Source organism: Bradyrhizobium sp. RDM12, assembly GCF_051917485.1.
GTDB lineage: Bacteria > Pseudomonadota > Alphaproteobacteria > Rhizobiales > Xanthobacteraceae > Bradyrhizobium.
The window spans coordinates 2,303,049-2,324,343 of sequence record NZ_CM133064.1 but is presented as its reverse complement, the minus strand read 5'-3'; the positions used below and the strand labels follow the sequence as shown (position 1 = coordinate 2,324,343).

Genomic DNA, 21,295 nt, shown 5'->3' with positions numbered 1-21,295 from the left:
GTCGAACCACACACCGCGCTGTCGTAGGGTGGGCAAAGCGCAGCGTGCCCACCACTTCCAACATCGCAAGGAATGGTGGGCACGGCGCTTCGCGCCTTTGCCCACCCTGTACCCTTTTGGGGTTCGCAGCCAGTCTAACGGTGTAGACTGGGAGTGCGGGCCGATCCGCCGGGAGCAGCCTTGCCCACCTGTGTCTTGAACACCGACGTAGGAGCCGCGCCCCGGCGGAGCGGCCGCGGTCGATATCCAGTAGGAGGTTTGCGCCGAGAGCGCCAGTACAGGGATTGATCAAGATCGCGGTGGCCCGCTTTTGAGAGCAAGGAGGTCCCAAAATGATCGAAGATGTACGCTGGTTCGCCGGGATCGATTGGGCAACGCAGAGCCATAGCGTTTGCCTGCTGGATGCCGAAGAAAGACAGGTTGCTCGGCGCGAGTTCGCCCATGACGGCGCTGGGCTGACGGAGCTGCGTGACTGGCTGCTTGAGAAGACCAAGGCCGCACCGGGACAGATCGCCGTGGCGATCGAGATGCCGCACGGCCCGGTGGTGGAGATGTTGCTCGAACACGGGTTTGCGGTGTTTGCCATCAATCCCAAGCAGCTCGACCGCTTCCGTGATCGCTTCACGGCAGCTGGTGCCAAGGACGACCGCCGCGATGCCCATGTGCTCGCAGGCTCGCTGCGCACGGATCGCGCGGCCTTCCGCCGGCTTGTGGTTGATGATCCCACGATGATCGAGTTGCGTGAGTGGTCGCGCTTGGGCGACGAACTGCAGCAGGAGCGCACGCGTCTCGCCAACCGCCTTCGCCAGCAGTTGTGGCGCTATTATCCCCAAGCCACCAAGTTGACCGACGATGTCGCCGACGAATGGTTCCTGGCCCTTTGGCAGAAGGTGCCGACCCCGGACAGGGCGGCCAAGGCCAGCGAGAAGGCCATCGCGCGCATCCTGAGTGCATATCGTATCCGCCGTTTCGATGCGGCGGCGGCGCTCAAGATCTTGCGTGAGACCCCGCTGTTCGTGGCGTCAGGCACGACCGAGGCCGCCTGCGCCCACATCCGCAGCCTGGCGGCGCGCCTGCATCTGGTCAATCGGCAGATCAAGGAGGCTCATCAGAGCCTGGACCGTCTCTGTGCCGAGCTCGAAGCAGAGGAGAGCGCCTCGGGGCAGAGCCCGGCGCAGTGCGACGTGACGATCCTACGCTCCTGGCCAGGTATCGGCAGGATCAATCTCGCCACACTGCTCGCCGAGGCCGCAGAGCCCCTGCGCAGACGAGATTACCATGCTCTGCGCGCTTTGGCAGGAGCTGCCCCGGTGACGCGGCAAAGCGGCAAGCAGCGCTTCGTGGTCCGTCGCCTCGCCTGCAACAGGCGGCTGCAGAGCGCGGTCCATCACTGGTCTCGTGTCGCCATGCAACACGATGCGGCCACCCGGAAACGGTATGATGCCTTGCGGGCGCGGGGACATGGCCACGCGCGCGCCCTGCGCAGCGTCGGGGATCGTTTGCTCTTTGCCCTCTGCACGACACTCAGGCGGCAGACCCCTTACGATGCGGACTACAACAGCGAAAACATCACCGCGACAGCGTAATCTCATTCCTTTGTTCGGCCGGGCGCGGACCATTCCTTCGTCCCGACCTGACGATCGCCAAGCGTCGCGCGCAGACGATGTCCAGGATGCCGAAGGCACCGGCAAAGCCGGCGCGCAGCGTCCTGGACTGCGTCGAGCACGGCGCTATGCTGGGTTCAGCAAGGACACTTCCCCCTTGACGGACGGTAGGAGGTCCTACGAGGCAAATGCGCCCTACTGCCCCACCAGCCGGTCCGCAAAATACCCGATCGTCTTGCGGTAGATCACCGCCCTGTTCCACTCGCGCATCGCCTCGAAATTGGCTGAGCCTTCGTCATAGGGCTGGCCCATCTTGAAGCCGTTGGAGTGCAGCAGGTTCGCGGTCGAGGCGAGCACGTCGGGCACGCTGTGGCGGAGATCGACATGGCCGTCGCCGTCGAAGTCGACACCGTATTTGATGTAGGACGACGGCAGGAACTGGGTCTGTCCGATCTCGCCGGCATAGGCGCCGATGAGGTCGCGCAGCGGCAGGTCGCCGCGCTGCACGATCTTGAGCGCGGCGAGCAGCTCGCCCTGGAACAGCTCGGTGCGGCGGCAATGATGCGCGAGCGTCGCAAGCGTGCGGATCACCGGCAGCTTGCCCATGTCGCCCTTGCCGAAATCGCTCTCCAGGCCCCAGATCGCGACCAGGATCTGCCGCGGCACGCCGAACTGCTGCTCGATGCGCGAGAGCAGCGCGGCATGACGCTGCAGCAGCGCACGCCCGCCATTGATGCGGCCGGGGCCGACGCGGGTCGAGACGTACTGCTCAAAACTTTTCTTGAACGTGTAGCGCTGGCGCCGGTCGAAGGCGAGCACGGCGCCATCCTCGGTGATGCCGCTGAACGCCGCGCTGGTCACGCCCGCCGAGACCCCGGCCGCCTGCGCCTCTGCCGTCATGCCGGCGACGAAACTGTTGAAGTCGCCGCCGCAACGCGCGGCCTCAGCCGACCCGCCGGCCAGCCCAACGATGGAAGCGACGGCAAAAGCGTATCTCAACATGCGGGAAAATCCTTGGGGCAGCCATATGCGGAAACGGCGGGCGATCATGCCCGGGAACTGGATTCGCGTCAAAGCGGACATCGAACCGATCGTATCGGTGCTCGCGCTCAACTGCGCCGAAACAAAAATCGAAAAACAACCCCATGCACAGTAGGAGCCGGGCGCCGACCATCTGCGATTTTTCCGAATCCAATTGACCCGTCGGGCAAAACAGGGGTATGGTGCCAGCATCGCAGACTCCGACCTTGGCGCCTTCCCGCGCCGCGTCCGGAGAACGTCGTGCGATCCACCATCATTGCCCGACAGCACGGACATCCCACTGCGCATCGTCACAGGCCCCTGCAGCTTAATCCCGGGCGACCGCGTGCGAGCTCGCTGCGTCGCGCAAGCGCGGTGAGATGAACAAGCTACTTTGAGGATCCAAGTATCCGCCTTTCGAAACCGCAGGAACCCGTAATGCTACCAGCCGCATATCCGATGCGCTTGCTGCGAGATCAGCGCGACGACAATTTTTCTTGCCATCGCAGGGCGCAAGCTATAGCCTTCTATCTCAGGTTGTTCCCCTGCCAGCCCCGGGCGACGCTGACGACCAACAATAAACGGCGGGCTTATCGGCCCGCCGTTTATTTGAGGGTCGGGGTCGCATCGGACCTTGCGGGACGCCTGGCGCCCCGGGCGGGCAGACAGATCGCCAAACGATTGCGCAGAAAGCTGCCGGATTGACGCTGGCGGCTGTCGAAGTCATTTGACTGCAGCGCCCTGATCGACGAAAAGCCCGCCATGGCCAAAAAACCTGGAACCAATCCCAAAGGCGAATTCGCCTTTTTCAACGTCTTCTACGAAGACGGCTCCCAACGCTCCAACCGGCGTGTGCCGTCGGAGCTGCTTGGTGGCCTCGATGGCGACGAGCCCGCGCGCGGCTTCATCATGGAGCAGGATCGCGAGATCGCCGAAAAGTCCGGCCGCCCGCCACTCGAGATCAAGAGCCTCGACCGGGTTGGGGCGAAGAAGAAGTAGGCCGACGATTGGCGGGCGCTGACCAACGCCCCTTCCGCTTATTCCAGGCAAACAGCAGATCGGCAAAACGGCGGTAGAAGAACCGCGTAAACGGCAGTGCCACGCGATTCCCAAGCAATGCCGCAAGCCACCCCGCCCCGGCGTCAGCCGCCACAGTGCAATCGTAACATCCACACCGACGATGAGCCGGCCGGCCTCATCGGTCGTATGCAGCCGGCGCATGATGTCGTCGAGCGAAGCGCCGAAGTGCGCCAGCGCATCCGGCTGCTCGTTGATATCAGTAAATTCGACCGTGTCCGCGCGAACCAGCGCCAAGAGCTTGTTGCGCTGCCATTCGATGCCGGCGTCACAGACGGGGCAGCAGGTGTTGTAGTAGACGGTGAGGTGGGGGTAGGCATGGCGGGTTTCGCTTATCGCCACTTATTGCGGCGCTCCTTCATCTGCGCCCTACGTATGCTCCTGTTAGTGGTCCTTTTTGGCTCTGAGTCCCCAGTTTGGCGGCGGCTAACATCGGTCGGATATTCACTATCGTGAAATGGGGTCCGCGTAAGCCGTGAAAAGTCCCAGCTCCCTTTGCAAATTCTCTGCGTTGCTTTGATCCTCCGCACGCCGGTAGCGTGCGTTAAGGTAGATCAAGTCTTCAGATCGGGCATCAAAATCGACAGGCTCTGTCGCTATTCCAACAATGTCTCGGAGTTTCGGTCGATGTACTTTCGCAACTTGGCAATACGCCGCTAAGAGACCAGATCGTCTCTCACGGTATTCAGGATGCCGTGTATCCTGTCCTGCAACGAGAAGCACATAAGCGCGTTCTTGTTCTTGGTTTGGAAGAACCATTCGCATCTTATTTTGGCCATCAGGGGTCGTCGCAAGCAAATCGAACAAAGCTCGAACCAGACTTCTTCTTGAAAACCGCGACTGGCTAGCCATTTGGCGAAGACCCTGCTCATGGTCGGCGAGTGGCCGCTCGTTTCCTTGAGCGAGCGTGCCATCAAGTACGTGAGAATTGAATTTTTCGATCAGTTCGTCCCACGCGTAGCTAGATTTATTTGCATCCTTCTTCGCCAAATATTGCGGATTGATTGCAACCTTCGCCCACGCTCCCTCGGGAAAGGAGACTCCATCAAATCGCTTGCCAACTACAAAATCATGCTGTTGCTGCTTGTTCGTATGAGTCAGATAGTGCGCGAGAACATCTTCCTCTCCGGCTGCCATGACTATCTTCTTTGATCTAAAAAGGTTCTCCTTCTTAGTTAGGTAGCTTGTGAAATCACTGATGGTATCGATTTCGCGTAGAATAATGTCGAGCGTGACATCATCAAGCACGTGGACAAACCCGCTATTAGGATCCAGGTCGCCAATGCAGAAGGGACGATCAGCCGCTTGCAGCGACGACATGATCGCCAAGCTTCCGCTTCCAGAATTACCAAAAAACTGCTTGCACCGCGTTGAGGCGTTCAGAGCTACAACGACGCGATGAAAGCGGCTATCCTGACGTACTGGAATGGGAATTTTTTTGGTACATGATCGATCCTTGTAGATTCGATCTGAGTGCTCGCGAAGCCAGCGCTCTGCACCGAAAATCTGTTCGGCCGACTGCATTATTGACCGCTTGTACCATCGTTTCCAATCTAGCTCAGTGCTGCCAGAATTTGGAAAAGCACACGACTTGTCCGAAAAAATTATCACGTGCTCGTTGAATACTATCAGGTGATCGCAGAGCTCCTTGCCGTCACCTTTACCTCTGCGTCCTTGATCGCGAAACAAATTTGGATAGCTCCACAGGCTCAAGAACGAACGCTTACAGAGCTCGTTCAGATACCTTTCTGAAGCCGTGGTCCCCCCAGAACCAGTGATACTCATTGTGCCGACTCAAATGATGTTGCATGCTGCAATATCTTTCAGAAGTTGTGATTCGTCACACCGGTATTGTCGCTGCTAGACACACCTCCTGAGAAAACGCGAAAGCGGCTGGCTCCAACAGCCAATTGCTTGTCGTCTCGATGAATAGCTCAGCTAGTCCAATTTTCGTCCGGCGGCTGGCTCCGCAATGAACTAATTATCCAAGAAGCTCCGCAGCTCGTAGGATAGGTTGAGCGAGAGCGAAACCCATCAACTCGTCGGCCGACGACGAGAGGAGGATGAGTTTCGCAAAGGCTCAACCCATCCTACGGGCTCAGAAAATCGTCGCCAGAATGCCCTCGATGACAGGCCAAGTGAGCACGCCAGCAACAACGTCGGTGTAGTGCGGCAGGACGTTGGGTGTGGCTCCACAGGATCGCAGTATCTTCTCCAGCATTCCAACGGCCATGATGAAGGAAGCCAGCAGCCCCAAGAAGCAAAGCGCTATCTCCCAACCAGCCCATCGGATTTGCTGAAACATCACCGCCCGGGTCCGGAGATTGATGTAGAGATGGCTCATTCTCCCCAGGTACGAGAAGACCACCGCGACGAACACGTAATCCGGCAGGACCGTTGTTTGATGCCGGCGTAGTGGCCGATCTTCGCCAGCAGCCACCAAATGCCGGCCGCGATCGAGAAGTAGATCAACTTTTTGGTGACCCGGTTACGAAGTTGACGGGATAGAGGTGGCGACATCAAAGACCTTGTACGACCAAGGCCGTTTCATTTTCATGCCCGCGTCAACAGCAGGCTCTTGAACGTGCTGAATGCTGGCCCGAACACGACCTTCGATGTCAGTGCGATGGAAGCGACGGCTGCCAAGGTCTGGACTGACCAAATGTTTTGCACGTTGAACGAACAGGTCCCCTCGAGCACCATCAAGGATTCCCATCCCCGCGACCCAGGCCAAAGGCGCCAACCCCGCCCAACCAAACGGGGTCGATATCTTGTCGAAAGTCATTGTGGGTTCAGCGCTGGGGTTGATCTCAAGGTAAACTCGAACGCGGGGATTGGGATCGAAGCTCAGGAAATAGAAAAGAGGAAAGGCGGTTAGAACGCCCGCGATAGCGTATAAATTCATGTTCAAAATCCGATGATAGAGTCGCACCTGATCCGCCGATTGTCGTGGGAATGGACGGCCAAAGGTAGTATTTGCAGCTTCACTCAACCATATTATTTGCATGGGCGCATCCCGCGCTCAACCGGGCAATTTTCTATGCCGTGCGCTCAATGCCGAAAGCCAGCTTTCTATCAGGTCGGTGACCAGAAGGTGCCGCTGTGCCTAGACTGCTGGCATAAGTTTCAGCAAGCGAACTTTCTCCAGTTCCTCCAGAACGCAGCCATGATGAATCAGGCGATGGATGACATGGATGAGATGACAGGCTTTGGTCCGAGTGGCGGCAGGATACCGGTAGCAGCACTGGCGAGCGCGATGAGCACCAAGTCCACCTACAATAACATCAGCATTTCAAACTCGAACATCGGCGTCGTAAATACCGGCGACCTCGCGAAGATCGATGCCGTCATTACCCTAACGAAGGACAGTGATGCCGACGCCATCGGCCTCGCGATAAAGTCCCTCGCCCAGGCCATCGTTGACTCAAAAGAGATCGACAAGGCCGGAAAACAGGAACTCATCGACTTCGTTCAAGCAATCGGCGAACAGATTGTCGGCGCGCGCAAGAAGCCTATTCTCTTCAGCTTGTTTAGGGGCTTGGAAGAGCGTGCGAAGGGATACGTAGCCGTGAGCGCTGCGGCCCAGAGCCTTATCCTCATCGCGGCTAAATTGTTGGGCGCCTGATGTTTCCAATCCACCGCACCTTTCCAAAAGAAATGGCTGTCATCGGCCGCATCCTGCTCGATTACGGCGAATTGGAAGTCGATCTGATGAACTGCGTACAGGTCGCGCGCGGTTTCGACCTGAACGGCACACTCAAACCGATGTTTCGGATTCGTGGGGAGACCAATCGCGTTTTGATCGCCGATGGTCTGGCACATGTGGCCTACGAGAAGCTGGGTCTCGGCACCGAATTTGGCCTAATGATCGAAGCCCTGCGGAACTGCCTGGCCATCCGCAACCGATACGCCCACGCCTATTGGCATGATCCCCAACATGGTAAAGCCCTGTGTTACGTTTCCCTAGAAGAACTCGCCAAAGAGGATGCGGAGGTCAAGGATCTCGACGACCTGTCATTCTTTTATATCGACGAAGCCCTCCTGCTCTCCCAAGAGGCCTATCTGGAGTATGCCCGCGACCTGATTGCGTTCTTGAATTTCGAGGGGCGCTTTAGGGCTGGCAAAATCAAGACCCAGCCGTTCAAGCCGCCCGCGGCCCTTTCTAAGCCAGTTGCGTACACAAAGAAGCTTTGATGAAGACGTTTAAGCAGTTCAGCGAGGCTAAGCGCATCATGCAGCGCCTTGCAGCGGCAATCGAAAACCTCGCGATGAACATTTTATCCGGCTAACCTCTCGGGAGTGATCCAAACGAGAAACGGCGGGTTTATCACCCGCCGTTCTAGATCCAAGAAAGACTTTCCGACTAATTATCCAAGAAGCTCCGCAGCTTCCTTGACCTCGACGGATGCTTCAGCTTGCGCAGCGCCTTGGCTTCGATCTGGCGGATACGTTCGCGGGTCACCGAGAACTGCTGGCCGACTTCTTCCAGGGTGTGGTCGGTGTTCATGCCGATGCCGAAGCGCATGCGCAGCACGCGCTCTTCGCGCGGGGTGAGCGAGGCGAGCACGCGCGTAGTGGTCTCGCGCAGGTTCGACTGGATCGCGGCATCGATCGGCAGGATCGCGTTCTTGTCCTCGATGAAGTCGCCGAGGTGTGAATCCTCTTCGTCGCCGACCGGGGTTTCGAGCGACAGCGGCTCCTTGGCGATCTTGAGGACCTTGCGGACCTTTTCGAGCGGCATGCCGAGCTTCTCGGCGAGCTCTTCCGGGGTCGGCTCGCGGCCGATCTCGTTGAGCATCTGGCGGCTCGTGCGCACGATCTTGTTGATCGTCTCGATCATGTGCACGGGAATGCGGATGGTGCGCGCCTGGTCGGCGATCGAGCGGGTGATCGCCTGCCGGATCCACCACGTGGCGTAAGTCGAGAACTTGTAGCCGCGGCGGTACTCGAACTTGTCGACGGCCTTCATCAGGCCGATGTTGCCTTCCTGGATCAGGTCGAGGAACTGCAGGCCGCGGTTGGTGTACTTCTTGGCGATCGAGATCACGAGACGGAGGTTGGCTTCCACCATCTCCTTCTTGGCCTGGCGGGCTTCGCGCTCGCCCTTCTGCACGGAGTGCACGATCTTGCGGAACTCGACGATCTCGAGGCCGGTCAGCGCCGCGAGCTGATGCACCTCGTGGCGGAGGTCCTTGATGCGGTCCTTCTCGTGATGGACGAAGTTCTTCCAGCCCTTGGCGGAGAGTTTCGAGACACGATTGAGCCAGCGCGGATCGAGCTCCGAGCCTGTGTAGTTGCGCAGAAAATCCTCGCGCGCGACCCCGTGGCTGTCGGCGAGGCGCATCAGGCGGCCCTCATGCGAGACGAGGCGCTTGTTGATGTCGTAGAGCTGCTCGACCAGTGAATCGATACGGGCCTGGTTGAGGCGCAGCGACTTCACCTCGACGATGATCTCGTCCTTCAGCTTCTTGTACTTGCGCTCCTGGTGCGGCGAGAGCGACTCGTTCTGGAGCTGGTTCTGGATGTCCTGCTCCTGAAGCTTGCGCAGCTTCTTGTAGCTGTCGGCGATCTTGTCGAAAATCTCGACCACCTTCGGCTTGAGCTCGGCCTCGATCGCCGCAAGCGACATCTGGTTCTCGAACTCGTCGTCCTCGTCCATGTCGGCTTCGGCGGCGGACTCCGCAGGATCCTTCTCGGCCTCGCCGACATTGCCGCCGGCAGGCGCGGCACGGAACGGGGTCGGCGCCGGGGGAGCGGCCGGTGGCGCGACATGCGCGGGCGCACCCACGACCGCGGCAACCTGGCCACCTTCGGCCGAGGCTTCGCCGTTCTCGCCATTGGGACCGGCGATCATCGCCGTGTTCATGCCGGCCTTGGCATCGGGGCCGGCATAGGTCGCTTCGAGATCGATGATGTCGCGAAGGAAGATCTTTCCTTCGTTCAATTCGTCGCGCCAGATGATGATGGCCTGGAAGGTCAACGGGCTTTCGCAGAGGCCCGCGATCATCGCCTCGCGGCCGGCCTCGATGCGCTTGGCGATCGCGATTTCGCCTTCACGGGACAGCAGCTCGACGGTGCCCATCTCGCGCAGATACATGCGCACGGGATCGTCGGTGCGTTCGCCCGGCTCGCTCTTCTTGACCTCGGTGACGGCTTTCTGCGTGACCTCGACGAGCTCGTTGTCGGTCTCGTCCTCGCCGCCCTCGTCCTTGTCTTCCTCGCCTTCGCTATCGTCGGCTTCGGTGACGTTGATGCCCATGTCCGAGAGCATGGACATGATGTCCTCGATCTGCTCGGGCGAGGTCTGGTCGGACGGCAAAACTTCATTGAGCTGATCGAAGGTCACGAAGCCGCGCTTCTTGGCCTGCTTGATCATCTTCTTCACTGCCGCGTCGGATAGATCGAGCAAGGGAGACGGCGCGTCCTGGGAGTCTTTCTCCGGCGCGTCCGCTGCCTTGTCGTCCTTTTCCTTGTCCTTCGTCTGCAGCGTCTTTGCCTTGGTGGCCATCCATTGCTCCTAAACGCGCTTCATGCAGGCGTGCGCGTGCCCGCGTGAAATCACTTGAACCTGTTGCTCGACGCTCTCGCTTCGCCAGATCTCGACACGGAAAGGGCGGCGCGCACATCTCTCGCCACCCCGACCTTGCTCTCGCCGGATTTGCCTAACGCTTCGTGAGCCTCTTTGTCGCAGCGGATGCAGGTGAAGTGCCAACAGCTATTGCGCGGATTCATTCCTGACGCGTCTGTTCTGCCTGCGGCCGCCTGGGGGCCAAAGTGCTACAATACCGTTAAGCCTCGATTAACCCTGTTTTTGCCGCCAAACCTTGGATTTGGCGAGTCTTTTAGCGGTCCCGGCTGCGGCCGTCCGCATGATTCTTTCATCACACGCTCTTCTGGAACCGGCCCGACAGCTCGCCAAAACCCTCGATCAGGGCCTCGGTGCCGTCGACCACGGCCAGCCGGGCCTTGACGTCACGCAGCCACGCCAAATTGGCCTCGCTGGGATCGTCCCCCAAGGCCAGCTCGGCGTCCTTCAGCTCTCTAAGTAGTGAATGGTACTGCCGATGCAAGGCAACGAGCTGGTGCCAGGTCGCAAGAACGTCGTCCCGCGCCGCGCCCTCGCGAGCGCCCCACACCGCCGCTGTGGTAATTCCGCCTTCAACCCGTTGAAGAAGTTGGGAAAATCCGCCCTTCTCGATATCGGCCCGCATCTTCTCGACCTGCTCGCCGGGGTCCGGCGAGTGGTGATGATCATTGGCGAAAGCGGCGATAATGCCGGCCCTGAGCTTGTGGGCCTCGGGGTGGGCGAACTCCAGGGCGGCGACTTCCTCGAGGTGCTCATGCAACAGCCAGGGGTGGTTGATCAGGCTTTGCAGGATCAGGGCCTCGCGGCGGGAAATGGCGCTGCGCTGCCCCCGCATGATCAGGCTCGCCGCCAGCTGGGGGCTCGCCGCCTGGTAGGGGCCCGAAGGGAGCGAGGCCGGGCCGGGCGGGCCGCGGCGGCCTCCGCCGAATCCCTGGCCAAATCCCTGGCCGAATCCCTGGCCACCGAATCGATTCGCCTGCCCGCCGCCGCGGGGCTGGAACGCGCGGCCGCCGCCCCTTGGCGGAAATTGCCCCGGCCGGCAAAGCCGCCGCGCCCGCCATCGGGCGCAAACGTGCGCTGGAGCCGCTCGACGAATTCGTTGCGATAGTAGCGCCGGACCACCTCATCACGGATGCCGTTGGACAATTCCTTGATGCGCGCTTCAGGCGCCGCGCGGCGTTCGGGCGTGGCAAAATTCCCGCCTTCGAGCTCGCGCGACCAGATCATGTCGGCGAGCGGACGCGCCGCCGCGATGACTTCCTCGATCGCACCGCGGCCGCCCGAGCGCGCGAGATCGTCGGGGTCCTGCCCTTCCGGCAACAGCGCAAAGCGCAGGCTCTTGCCTGGCGCGAGAAACGGCAGTGCGAGGTCGGCAGCGCGATACGCGGCCTTCTGTCCGGCGCGATCGCCGTCGAAGCAGAGGATCGGCTCGTCCGCCATCTTCCAGAGCAGCGCGAGCTGGTTTTCGGTCAGCGCGGTGCCGAGCGGCGCAACCGCGCCTGCGAAACCCGCGGTGACCATGGCGATGACATCGACATAGCCTTCGACCACGATCAACGCGCTGCCGTCATGGGTGGCTTTGCGCGCGGTCTGGTGGTTGTAGAGATTGTCGCCCTTGTGGAAGAGCGGCGTCTCCGGCGAGTTCAGGTACTTGGCCGGAACGTCCTTCTCCAGCGCGCGTCCGCCGAAGGCGATGACGCGGCCGCGCAAGTCAGTGATCGGAAACATCACGCGATCGCGGAAGCGATCGTAGGGCACGGGGATGTCGTTGCCGGCAACCAGCAGCCCGGTCTCGATCATGTCCTCGACGGACACGCCGAGCTTGCCGAGATGCTCCTTGAGCGCGAAGCGCTCGGGTGGTGGCGGCGCATAGCCAAGACGAAACTGCAATTGCGTCGCCGGCGAAATGGCGCGGTCGGCGAGATAGCCGCGCGCTTTCGCGCCGACGCGCGAGGCCAAGGTTTCGGAGAAAAACTTGGCCGCGAGCTCCATCACGTCATGCAGGGTGCGACGGCGCTGCTCGTGCCGCGCCGCATCCGGCGTCACCGCGGGCAGCGATAGGCCGGCCATGCTGGCGAGCCGCTCGACGGCCTCTGCAAACGGCAGGCCGTCGGTCTCCATCACGAAGTTGATGATGTCGCCGTGCTTGCCGGAGGAGAAGTCGTGGTAAAAGCCCTTCTGGTCGTTGACGTAGAAGGACGGCGTCTTCTCCTGCTGGAACGGCGACAGCCCCTTCCACTCCCGTCCCGCCTTCTTCAGCTTGACGCGCTTGCCCACGACTTCGGAGACCGAAAGCCGGGCGCGAAGCTCGTCGAGGAATTGGGGCGTGAAGCGCATTGGCGAAATGGAACTCAGTCAGCTCGGCCGCATGAAGCGCCCATCTCAGAAAGGACAACACTTGCCTCGCTTCAAACGCTTATTTAGTGTTCGCGATATGTTCAGTCCATATCCACAGGCTTGATACCTCAGAAATACGATTGTATATACAGAGAAACTGATGCCGGATTTCAGATCTCTCGCGTCTGCCGGGTTTGAATGGGACGAGGAGAAGAACCGGGCTAATCTGATCAAACACGGCATCAGCTTCGATGACGCCAGTCAGATTTTCGATGGACCCTTCATCGTCAAACGATCGGATCGTAAGGACGAGGAGCGGTGGATCGGGATCGGAGAGTCCAACGACCGAATTCTGGCGGTGATTTTTACCCTACGAGACAAAGCGATCCGCATCATTTCAGCGCGACGTCCGAGGCCAGATGAAAAAAGAGCATATCGTGAGGCGTCAATGGGGCGATCGCCGCAAGGGAAACACTGATTGGGCCCGTGTCGATGCGATGACGGACGAGGAATTGGAAGCCTCGATCGCAGACGACCCCGACTGGGCGGAGTTCAAGGATATCGACTGGTCGGACGCCGTGCTGGTGATGCCACCAAAGAAAAGGGCCATCTCCATCCGGCTCGACGAAGATGTGCTCGATTTCTTCAAGCGCGAGGGCGAGGGCTATCAGCGGCGCATGAATGCGGTGCTGCGCTCCTACATGCAGCAGAAGTCGAAGAAGCGGGCCTGATCCGGGCGGCGCATCGAGTTTAGATCCCCAATCTCGTCATTCCGGGGCGACGCGGAGCATCGAGCCCGGAATCCATTTCTCCGAGCATTCTGGCGGCGCGATGGATTCCTGGCTCGCGCCACGAGGCGCGCCCCGGAATGACGGGAAAAGCTTGAACCCCGCCCGGTTCCACGCTTCCATGGGCCATGTTCAGGACCTTTCGGGGTGGCCAGAGCGGGGGCTGGCGCGTGACCTCGATGTCGTCAGTGACGGGCGAGCCCCTGCCCTTCATGCCAGCGTTGTCGGTCAACGACAGCGACGCCGTCTCGTTGCCGCTGGTGCCCTCGCGCAACGCGTGGCGCCTGGTCGGCGTGCCGAGCAGCTTGCGCTACACCGAACGCGCCGAGAAGCAGCAACTGGCGAGCATGCAAGCCGGCCTCGGCCGACCGGAGGCAACCAGCGCGGCGCTGATCCCGATCCGCAAATCGCAGGCCTGGTGGGAGCTGACGCAGGAAGAGCGGCGCAGCATTTTTGAAGACAAGTCGCACCACATCGCGAGCACTCTTCGTTTTCTGCCCGCAATCGCGCGCCAGCTCTATCACTGCCGCGATCTCGGCGAGCCCTTCGATTTCCTGACCTGGTTCGAGTTCGCGCCCGCCCATGCCCCGCTGTTCGAGGAGCTGGTCGGCATGCTCAGGCAGACCGAAGAGTGGACCTATGTCGAGCGCGAGGTCAACGTGCGCGTAGTGAAGGAAGTGCTGTCGGCTTAGAGAGCCAGGAAGCGGTGCGCTGCCTCGCTCCGTTCTCACGGGAAGAGGGGCTTCTCTCCACACGCGAGATCGTTGTGAGATCTGTACCCCCTCACCCGGATTGCATCTTCGATGCAATCCGACCTCTCCCCGCAAGCGGGGCGAGGTAAGCAAGCATCCGCCGTCAATGATCCAGGAAGCGGCCGGATTCGATGCGGGGCAGATCCGTCACCGGCCAGTTGTAGACGTAGGTCCAGGCCGGCGCAGTCGTGCCATCCGCGCCGGTCACGTCGACCAACTGGCGCAGATATTCCGTCGGCCCCGGAAAACCCTCGCCGCAGGCTTCGTACATGTCGAGCTCGCGCAGGAGCTCGTCGCCTGCACGCAAGCGGAAGAGTTCGCCGTGCGCGACATCCGACGGCGCATCGGACAGCAGCAACCCCGGATAATGCTTTACGAGCACGAGCCGGCCGCGGCAGCTCGCCTCGCCCAGGAAATCCGCATGCTGCGCCAGCAGCCGCGCCATCGGGTGGTCGAAGCCGCGCATCAGGGTGCCGTAGACGAAGAGACGATCGGAGGTCATGGGGCTCTATAAACTCTCCACGCCGTCATTGCGAGGAGCTCTTGCGACGAAGCAATCCAGACTATCGTCGTTGCAAAGACCCTGGATTGCTTCGCTTCCGCCGTCGCTCTTCGAGCTATGGCGGACAAGTCGCTCGCAATGACGAAGGAGACAGCGTCCAGCTCCTCACCGCACCGATGCTCGGCCGCAGCATGAATCTGTGCTCGCCGAAGGCCACCGGACGATTGTAGCGATATTCGGTCTTGTGGTGAATCGTCAGCAGCGGCATCGTCGGAAGATCATGGTGATTTTGGGCAGGCCCATTTACAGCGATTCCTTGCCCAATTTCCGGGGCGACTGCTTTTTGCATAGGCAATGAGGATGGCTTTCAACACAGCCGAGGCAACGGATCAACTCCTTGGCGAAGGCGATATTCCGCCAGTGCATGAGGTGAATGCAGAGGGCATATCACCCTTCCTGCTCACGACCGACCATTACGGCCGCATCCTGCCGCGCTCGCTCGGCGATCTCGGCGTCTCGAAAGCGAGCTTGTCAGGCACATCGCCTGGGACATCGGCATCGCCGGCGTTGCCGAGCGGATGGCGGACATGCTGGATGCCCATCTTGTCGCGCAGCGATATTCGCGTCTCGTGATCGACTGCAACCGCCCGCCGGGCGTGGCGAGTTCGATCCCCGTCATTTCCGAGGCGACGGCGATCCCGCGCAACGAGGGCATTTCGGACAGCGAGCGCGCGGCGCGGCGGCGCGAGATCTTTGAGCCTTATCATGATCGCATCGACACGGTGATCGATGGCCGGATACGCGCCAAGCGGCCGACCGTGCTGGTGTCGCTGCACAGTTTTACGCCTGTTTATGCCGGCGTCGCGCGGCCCTGGCACATCGGCGCGCTCTACAACCGTAACACCGTGCTGCCGAAGCTGCTGCTGAAACATCTGCGCGCCGAGGGCGATCTCGTCGTCGGCGACAATGAGCCCTATGCGGTGAGCGATCTCAGTGATTACACCATCCCCGTGCACGGCGAGGCCCGCGGCCTCGTCAACACCGGCATCGAGATCCGCCAGGATCTGATCGCGGATCAATCCGGCCAACAGCAATGGGCGGAGCGGCTGGCAAGGATCTTTAAGGAGATCGAGATCGAGCTGCGGACGGAGCGGCTGGTCGACTAGCCGCGCGTCGACGAAGGTTCAACCGGATTGTCGGCTCATTTGGCCCTGATCAATGCCAGCCAGATGCCGCCGCCGATCATGAAGCCACCGGACACGCGGGACACCATGCGGGTGCGGCGCGCCGAGAAAAAGCCGCGGACCTGACCGGCGAGCAGTGCGTAGATTCCGTCCGTCAAGCCGGCAAGCACCATGAAGGTGATTCCGAGCACCAGGACCTGCGACAGATGATCCTTGCTCATATCCATGAATTGCGGAATGAACGCACCGAAGAACACCAGCAGCTTCGGGTTCGACAACGCCACGACAAAGCCCTGCAAAAGGAAGCCGCCGCGAGGGGGCGGCGGCGGCGCGTCGGTGTCGACGCCCTCAACCGGAGAGCGGATCAGCTTGATGCCGAGCCAGACCAGATAGGCCGCGCCCGCAAAGCGCACCCAGTTGAACCAATAGCCCATCGTCGCCATCAGCGTGGTGAGGCCCACCGCAAGGATGCCGATCACGATCAGCAGCCCCACCTGCACGCCGAGAATGTTGGTCAGCGCCGCGCGCGTGCCGTGGCGCAGGCCGTTGGCGATGACGAGGGTGACGATCGGGCCCGGCAGCAGCGCGAGCGCGATGCAGGCGGCGATGAAGGCGAGATAGGCTTGCATGGATATCATGACGAGGACTCGAGCTGGGGGCGTTTGCAGGTATTAATGCATGGCACTTACTTCCCGTCCAGCGTCGCGACCAGCCACGCTTTCATCTCCTGCGTCTCCAGGAATGCGAGCGCCGCATGCTGCATCGCGTTGGCCTCGCCCCGCCCCTGCGCCGCCGCCACGAAGAGATCGCAGCGCCGTGAGACGGCAACGCCAACCGCGGCGTGGTTCGCACCGTCATATATGGCGAGATCATAGCGCCGCGCGCGACCGCGCATCTCGCCGACATGCACCACCTCGCCCGGCGCGGTCGCCGTAAAGCGCGGGGTGATCAGATCGATATCGGCAACACGATCGACCTCGTCGTCGTCGGCGACACCGCTATCGCAATTGCAGAAGCCGCGCTTGGCGCGGACATAGAGCTCGGCGCCCTCGCAGCCACCGCTCTCGCAGCGAAACGCACGGCCCGCAGGCCAACCGTCGCGCGGGAACGGCCAGGCGAGCTCGCGCCAACGCGCCGATGTCGACGCAGGCTGCGGCGCAAGCTGATATACGCCGGCGCCGGACACGACGCCGAGCGCAGCAAGCGCAAGCGCGATCGTCGCGGCGCGCCGCATCGTCAGTTCTTCGGCAGGCCGGCGACGGCGCGGGCCGGCCCGGTCAGTTCGAGAATGTGCAGGCCGGTGTTGGCGCGGTCGACGATGTAGATGTAGCCGCGCTCGTCGGTCTCGACATTGTTGGTCTGGATCGCGACCTTGCAGCGCTCGCCGCCTTCGACCGGAATGCAGCGCTTGTCGGTCGCCTGCGTGATCGCAGGAATGAAATAGCCGACTTCCCTGGGATGATAGGGATCGCGAATGTCGAGCGCGCGCACACCGGCATTGAAGAAGGCGATGAAAGCCATCTTCTTGTAGTAGACCGGCGCCATGCTCTCGTTCGAGGAATGCGAGCCGAAGCGGCCGCCGCGCTGGCAGAACTGCCCGCTCGCCTCCGGCACGGTGTAGCTCGAGATCATCATTGGGCGCGTTTCGGTGGTGACGTCGGCGAACCACACCATCTGGCGCGCCTCGCCGCATTCGTTCAAAATCGCCTCGTCGACGATCATGACGATGTCGCGGGTCTTGCCGTCCTTGTCCTCGGCGAATTCGGCGACGGGCATATCGAGCATCGGAAACGTGGTGTGCGCGCCGTTGAACGCCGATAGGCAATACCGGTATCGCATTCCCACCAGCTCTTGTGCGTGTCCTTCAAGCCGCCGATGCGCGTAATCAGCGCGGGATTGGCGGGATCGGCAACGTTCCAGATCTCATGTGCCTCGCTGCCGAACGTGCGCAGCATATAGACCGCGTTCGGATCGCCCTTCGGCAAGCTCTTGCCGTCGCAGACGCGCACCATCTGCGCGCCGCCGGATTCATACTTGCCCTCCTGCCCAGGCAAATGTTTGAGATATTTGGGATGCGCGGGATCAGTGACATCGACGATCGAGGTGCCGTTCGGCTCGGCCTGGCCCGTCATCGGATTGACGGGCGCCGGCACGTCATCGGTGCCGCCGTGGTGGCCGATATAGGCGATCCAGCGGTCGCCCTGGTGATGGATGGTCGGCTGATAGGCGCTGCGCGCCTGCAAATCGTTGGTGCCCACCAGCTTCATGTTGGACGCCTCGGGCGGCGCACCGATGGTCTGCTTCTGGGCGTGAACAAAAGTGCTGCCAGCGAAAAGCGCGAGGGCGGCAGCAGTCAAGACGTAACGGAGCATCAAGTCCTCCCGAACCAATCTGCGTTGGCTGAGATTCAAGGCTAGCACAGCCACTCGCGCGCGCCAAAGACCCCATCTTGACACGCAACCATTTGGTTGCCTATTATGGTCGCCATGGATGAGGTCTTCAAAGCGCTCGCCGATGTGACGCGACGGTCGCTGCTGGACAGGCTTCACGCCAGGAACGGCCAGACCTTGAACGAGCTTTGCGAGGGCCTCGCGATGACGCGCCAGGCGGTGACAAAGCACCTGGTCATCCTGGAAGAGGCCAATCTGGTCACGACCATCAAGCATGGCCGCGAGAAGCTGCACTATCTCAATCCGGTGCCGATCCACCAGATCGGCGAGCGCTGGATCAGAAAATTCGAACGCGGCAAGCTCGCTGCGCTCAGCGAGTTGAAACGCCAGTTGGAGAAGCGTGATGAGTAAGCCCCAATTCGTCTACGTGACCTATATCGAAACCACGCCGGAGCAGCTGTGGGAGGCGCTGACGTCGAGCGCGTTCACCAGGCAATATTGGTTCGGCGCCGAGGTTCGCTCCGACTGGAAGGTCGGCTCGCCGTTCGCGCTCACACTCGACGGTGAGGTCACCGATTCCGGCGAGATTCTGGAGGCCGATCCGCCGCGGCGCCTGTCCTACAGCTTCAAGCACCAGAAATTCGAGGAGCTGCGCGGCGAGCCGATCTCGCGTGTCCTCTTCACCATCGAACCCTTTGGCTCGCTCGTGCGTTTGACCGTGCTGCATGACGGCTTTGTCGAGGGCGGCAAATATCTCGGCGCCGTCTCCAATGGCTGGCCGGCGATCCTGTCCGGGCTGAAGAGCCTGCTGGAACGCGGCCAGGTGCTCGCCATTCCTCGCGCGGCGCTCAACAAGGGATTCGACGCAAAATGAATCTCGATCAATTCAAGCCGCTGACGGTCTACACCATCTACATCGTCTCCACGCCGGAGAAGGTGTGGAGGCACTGACCTCGGCCGAATTCAGCCGGCAGTATTTCTTCGGCAATGCCGTAGAGGTCGAGCCGCGGCTCGGCGGAAGCTTCACCGTGCGCACGCCCGACGGCGCCCCGCACATCAGCGGCGAGGTGCTCGCATACGACCCGCCGAGAAGGCTCTCGATCACCTTCAACGTGAACTGGCCGGAGTTGATCGAGAAGCTCGGGCCGACGCTCGTGACCTATGACATCGAGCCGGTCGGCGACGCGGTCCGGCTGACCATGAGCGAAGGCCACGACCGCGAGCTCAGCGATGACATCCTCTCCGGCGGCCGTACCGGATGGCCCGCGATCCTGTCGGGATTGAAAAGCCTGCTCGAGACCGGCAAGGCGCCGCAAATCAAGATGTCGCCGCCGCTAAGGATGCTGGAAGCGCTGAACGCGATGGGGATTAGGACGCCCTAGGGAAGAAGGATCTTGTCCCAATGGTTGCGATCCGCGTTATCGGCAACACGATAGGATTTGCCCTAGCCTCTCGCCCGCAGCTCGCGCCGGAGCACCTTGCCTGTCGCGGTCATCGGCAAGGTCTCGGCGAACTCGACGAAGCGCGGATATTCGTGCGCTGCGAGTTGCACTTTCACGAATTGCTGGATCTCGCGCGCCAGCGTATCGCCCGCAGCAAAGCCCGGGCGCAGCACGATCCAGGCCTTGATCGATTCCGTGCGGATCGGATCGGGAATGCCGACCACGGCGGCCATCGCCACCGACGGATGCTTCATCAGCGTATGCTCGATCTCGGATGGGCCGACGCGATAGCCGGCGGTGGTGATGACGTCGTCCTCGCGGCTGACGTACCAGAAATAGCCGTCCTCATCCTGCACGCCGAGATCGCCGGTGAGCAGGAATTCGCCGGCATATTTCTTCGCCGTTGCCTCGGGATTGCGCCAGTATTCGAGCATGGTCACGGGACATGGCTGACGCACGCCGATGATGCCGCGCTGGCCGGTGGGTAGCTCCTCGCCCTCGTCGTTGACGATGCGGACATCAAAACCCGGCGTCGCCTTGCCCATCGAGCCGGGGCGGATGGGAAAAAGGTTCGAGTTGCTGCCGATCACGAGATTGCATTCAGTCTGGCCGAAGACCTCATGGGCATCGACGCCAAAGGTCTCGCGCACCCAGCCGAGCAACTCACCCCCGAGCGATTCACCACCCGTAAAAATGCTGCGCAGCTTGACACCAGGATGTTTTACGCCGGCCTGTCGCATCAGTTTCAGCGCGGTCGGCGGCAGGAAGACGTTGCGCACGCCGAGATCGGCCATCATCTGCATCGCCGCCTGCGGCTCGAATTTTCGGGCACGATGACCGACCAGGGGAATGCCGTGGTACCAGAACGCGAACAGGCCGTTGATGAGCCCGCCGATCCAGGCCCAATCCGCCGGCGTCCACATGAGATCGCCGGGTTTGGGCAGGAAGTTGTGACACATCTCGACGTTCGGCAGATGCCCGAGCACGACGCGGTGCGCATGCAGCGCGCCCTTCGATTGCCCGTGGTGCCTGAGGTATAGATGATCAGCGCGGGATCATCGGCGGAGGTGTCGACGCGAGTGAAGTCGGCGGATGCGGTTTTGGCTGCATCCCGGAACGACTTTGTGCCCGCGGGCGCGCGGTCACCGACGACATAGACGTTTTTCAGATCCGGCAGCCGATCGCGGATCTTCGCAAGCTTCTCCCAGCCGCCTCGTCGGTGACGATCGCCTTGGCCTGCGAATTCGACAGCCGGAATTCCAGCGCATCCTCCCCGAACAATGCAAACAGCGGGACCGAGATCATGCCGGAACGAAACGCCGCCATATGCGAGATCGGCAACTCCAGCGACTGCGACAGGAAAACTGCGACGCGGTCGCCGCGCGTGAGCCCATCCGCCCTCAGCACATTGGCGAAGCGGCGCGATGCGTCGGCGACCTCATCGAAGGAGATGCGCTTGGTGGCACCATTCTCGTCGACATAGACCAGCGCGAGACGTCCGGTGCCGTCGGCATGGCGATCGCAGCACGCCTCCGCGATGTTGAAGCGCGCGGGGATATCCCAGCGGAAATTGCGGGTGAGCCCGTCGTAGCTGGCGGCCTCGGTCAGCATGA

17 protein-coding genes and 7 pseudogenes are annotated in these 21,295 nt (G+C 61.4%); 11 read left to right on the top strand and 13 right to left on the bottom strand.

All coding sequences use genetic code 11. From position 1 onward, the window contains the following. The first annotated feature begins 332 nt into the window (after nt 1–332). Nucleotides 333–1,586 carry an IS110 family RNA-guided transposase gene (locus ACTGJ9_RS11160; RefSeq protein WP_456677101.1) on the top strand — a complete coding sequence of 418 codons (1,254 nt, stop codon included), beginning with the start codon at nt 333–335 and terminating at the stop codon, nt 1,584–1,586. Between the two features lie 213 nt (nt 1,587–1,799). Here the strand turns inward: ACTGJ9_RS11160 and ACTGJ9_RS11155 are convergent, their stop codons facing one another. Then, nucleotides 1,800–2,606 (bottom strand): lytic murein transglycosylase, encoded by an 807-nt coding sequence (locus ACTGJ9_RS11155; RefSeq protein ID WP_456677100.1) that lies wholly within the window; start codon nt 2,604–2,606, stop codon nt 1,800–1,802. 780 nt (nt 2,607–3,386) lie between these two features. On the opposite strand from ACTGJ9_RS11155, the gene ACTGJ9_RS11150 reads away from it, so the two are divergent. Further along, on the top strand, nt 3,387–3,623 hold the full coding sequence (locus ACTGJ9_RS11150) for a hypothetical protein (protein WP_456677099.1): 237 nt from the start codon (nt 3,387–3,389) through the stop codon (nt 3,621–3,623). Between the two features lie 22 nt (nt 3,624–3,645). On the opposite strand, the pseudogene ACTGJ9_RS11145 reads toward ACTGJ9_RS11150, so the two are convergent. From ACTGJ9_RS11145 to ACTGJ9_RS11130, 4 genes and pseudogenes are all read right to left on the bottom strand, one after another. Then, nucleotides 3,646–4,037: pseudogene (locus tag ACTGJ9_RS11145) on the bottom strand (thiol-disulfide oxidoreductase DCC family protein); the annotation flags it as partial. Between the two features lie 111 nt (nt 4,038–4,148). Further along, nucleotides 4,149–5,225: a hypothetical protein gene (locus ACTGJ9_RS11140; protein WP_456677098.1), complete on the bottom strand. Its 1,077-nt coding sequence runs from the start codon at nt 5,223–5,225 to the stop codon at nt 4,149–4,151. Nucleotides 5,226–5,799: 574 nt separating this feature from the next. Next, nucleotides 5,800–6,081 carry a hypothetical protein gene (locus ACTGJ9_RS11135; protein WP_456677097.1) on the bottom strand — a complete coding sequence of 94 codons (282 nt, stop codon included), beginning with the start codon at nt 6,079–6,081 and terminating at the stop codon, nt 5,800–5,802. A gap of 108 nt (nt 6,082–6,189) precedes the next feature. After that, nucleotides 6,190–6,606: a hypothetical protein gene (locus tag ACTGJ9_RS11130; RefSeq protein ID WP_456677096.1), complete on the bottom strand. Its 417-nt coding sequence runs from the start codon at nt 6,604–6,606 to the stop codon at nt 6,190–6,192. Nucleotides 6,607–6,867: 261 nt separating this feature from the next. Here ACTGJ9_RS11130 and ACTGJ9_RS11125 point away from each other — a divergent pair, with 261 nt between their 5' ends. Together ACTGJ9_RS11125 and ACTGJ9_RS11120 are read left to right on the top strand one after the other, a co-directional pair. Beyond that, complete coding sequence (locus tag ACTGJ9_RS11125) at nt 6,868–7,326, top strand: hypothetical protein (RefSeq protein ID WP_456677095.1); 459 nt, start codon at nt 6,868–6,870, stop codon at nt 7,324–7,326. Further along, nucleotides 7,326–7,895 (top strand): hypothetical protein, encoded by a 570-nt coding sequence (locus ACTGJ9_RS11120; RefSeq protein WP_456677094.1) that lies wholly within the window; start codon nt 7,326–7,328, stop codon nt 7,893–7,895. Before ACTGJ9_RS11125 ends, ACTGJ9_RS11120 begins: the two co-directional genes overlap by 1 nt. 169 nt (nt 7,896–8,064) lie before the next feature. Here ACTGJ9_RS11120 and rpoD read toward each other — a convergent pair whose 3' ends face one another. Both rpoD and dnaG read right to left on the bottom strand, forming a co-directional pair. Continuing rightward, nucleotides 8,065–10,209, bottom strand: coding sequence for an RNA polymerase sigma factor RpoD (rpoD, locus tag ACTGJ9_RS11115; protein WP_456677093.1), 2,145 nt, complete (start codon nt 10,207–10,209; stop codon nt 8,065–8,067). 373 nt (nt 10,210–10,582) lie between these two features. Next, nucleotides 10,583–12,624, bottom strand: a pseudogene (gene dnaG / locus ACTGJ9_RS11110) (DNA primase). 160 nt (nt 12,625–12,784) lie between these two features. Between dnaG and ACTGJ9_RS11105 the strand changes: the two are divergent. The 3 genes from ACTGJ9_RS11105 to ACTGJ9_RS11095 all read left to right on the top strand — a co-directional run bounded on the left by ACTGJ9_RS11105 (nt 12,785) and on the right by ACTGJ9_RS11095 (nt 14,104). Then, entirely contained in the window at nt 12,785–13,102 is a 318-nt protein-coding gene (locus ACTGJ9_RS11105; protein WP_456677092.1) for a BrnT family toxin, read from the top strand. 19 nt (nt 13,103–13,121) lie between these two features. Beyond that, complete coding sequence (locus ACTGJ9_RS11100) at nt 13,122–13,355, top strand: BrnA antitoxin family protein (protein ID WP_456677091.1); 234 nt, start codon at nt 13,122–13,124, stop codon at nt 13,353–13,355. A 185-nt stretch (nt 13,356–13,540) separates the two neighbouring features. Continuing rightward, complete coding sequence (locus ACTGJ9_RS11095) at nt 13,541–14,104, top strand: chlorite dismutase family protein (protein ID WP_456677090.1); 564 nt, start codon at nt 13,541–13,543, stop codon at nt 14,102–14,104. A gap of 163 nt (nt 14,105–14,267) precedes the next feature. Here ACTGJ9_RS11095 and ACTGJ9_RS11090 read toward each other — a convergent pair whose 3' ends face one another. Together ACTGJ9_RS11090 and ACTGJ9_RS11085 are read right to left on the bottom strand one after the other, a co-directional pair. Further along, nucleotides 14,268–14,666 carry a gamma-glutamylcyclotransferase family protein gene (locus ACTGJ9_RS11090; RefSeq protein ID WP_456677089.1) on the bottom strand — a complete coding sequence of 133 codons (399 nt, stop codon included), beginning with the start codon at nt 14,664–14,666 and terminating at the stop codon, nt 14,268–14,270. Between the two features lie 172 nt (nt 14,667–14,838). Continuing rightward, a pseudogene (locus ACTGJ9_RS11085) lies at nt 14,839–14,934 on the bottom strand (transglutaminase N-terminal domain-containing protein); the annotation flags it as partial. A 92-nt stretch (nt 14,935–15,026) separates the two neighbouring features. On the opposite strand from ACTGJ9_RS11085, the pseudogene ACTGJ9_RS11080 reads away from it, so the two are divergent. Continuing rightward, nucleotides 15,027–15,832 (top strand): annotated as a pseudogene (locus ACTGJ9_RS11080) (N-formylglutamate amidohydrolase). Between the two features lie 35 nt (nt 15,833–15,867). Here ACTGJ9_RS11080 and ACTGJ9_RS11075 read toward each other — a convergent pair. From ACTGJ9_RS11075 to ACTGJ9_RS11065, 3 genes and pseudogenes are all read right to left on the bottom strand, one after another. Further along, nucleotides 15,868–16,488 carry a LysE family translocator gene (locus tag ACTGJ9_RS11075; RefSeq protein WP_456677088.1) on the bottom strand — a complete coding sequence of 207 codons (621 nt, stop codon included), beginning with the start codon at nt 16,486–16,488 and terminating at the stop codon, nt 15,868–15,870. Nucleotides 16,489–16,535: 47 nt separating this feature from the next. Beyond that, the gene (locus tag ACTGJ9_RS11070) at nt 16,536–17,084 is read right to left on the bottom strand and encodes a hypothetical protein (protein WP_456677087.1); all 549 of its coding nucleotides are present in this window, start codon (nt 17,082–17,084) and stop codon (nt 16,536–16,538) included. Nucleotides 17,085–17,086: 2 nt separating this feature from the next. After that, a pseudogene (locus ACTGJ9_RS11065) lies at nt 17,087–18,222 on the bottom strand (LVIVD repeat-containing protein). A gap of 114 nt (nt 18,223–18,336) precedes the next feature. Here ACTGJ9_RS11065 and ACTGJ9_RS11060 point away from each other — a divergent pair. The 3 genes and pseudogenes from ACTGJ9_RS11060 (at nt 18,337) to ACTGJ9_RS11050 (ending at nt 19,622) form a co-directional block, all read left to right on the top strand. After that, nucleotides 18,337–18,651: an ArsR/SmtB family transcription factor gene (locus ACTGJ9_RS11060; RefSeq protein ID WP_456678498.1), complete on the top strand. Its 315-nt coding sequence runs from the start codon at nt 18,337–18,339 to the stop codon at nt 18,649–18,651. Continuing rightward, nucleotides 18,644–19,114 (top strand): SRPBCC family protein, encoded by a 471-nt coding sequence (locus tag ACTGJ9_RS11055; RefSeq protein ID WP_456677086.1) that lies wholly within the window; start codon nt 18,644–18,646, stop codon nt 19,112–19,114. Before ACTGJ9_RS11060 ends, ACTGJ9_RS11055 begins: the two co-directional genes overlap by 8 nt. Further along, nucleotides 19,111–19,622 (top strand): annotated as a pseudogene (locus ACTGJ9_RS11050) (SRPBCC family protein). The gene ACTGJ9_RS11055 and the pseudogene ACTGJ9_RS11050 overlap by 4 nt, the downstream one beginning before the upstream one ends. Before the next feature lie 62 nt (nt 19,623–19,684). Here ACTGJ9_RS11050 and ACTGJ9_RS11045 read toward each other — a convergent pair. After that, nucleotides 19,685–21,293 (bottom strand): annotated as a pseudogene (locus ACTGJ9_RS11045) (acyl-CoA synthetase). Nucleotides 21,294–21,295 lie beyond the last annotated feature (2 nt).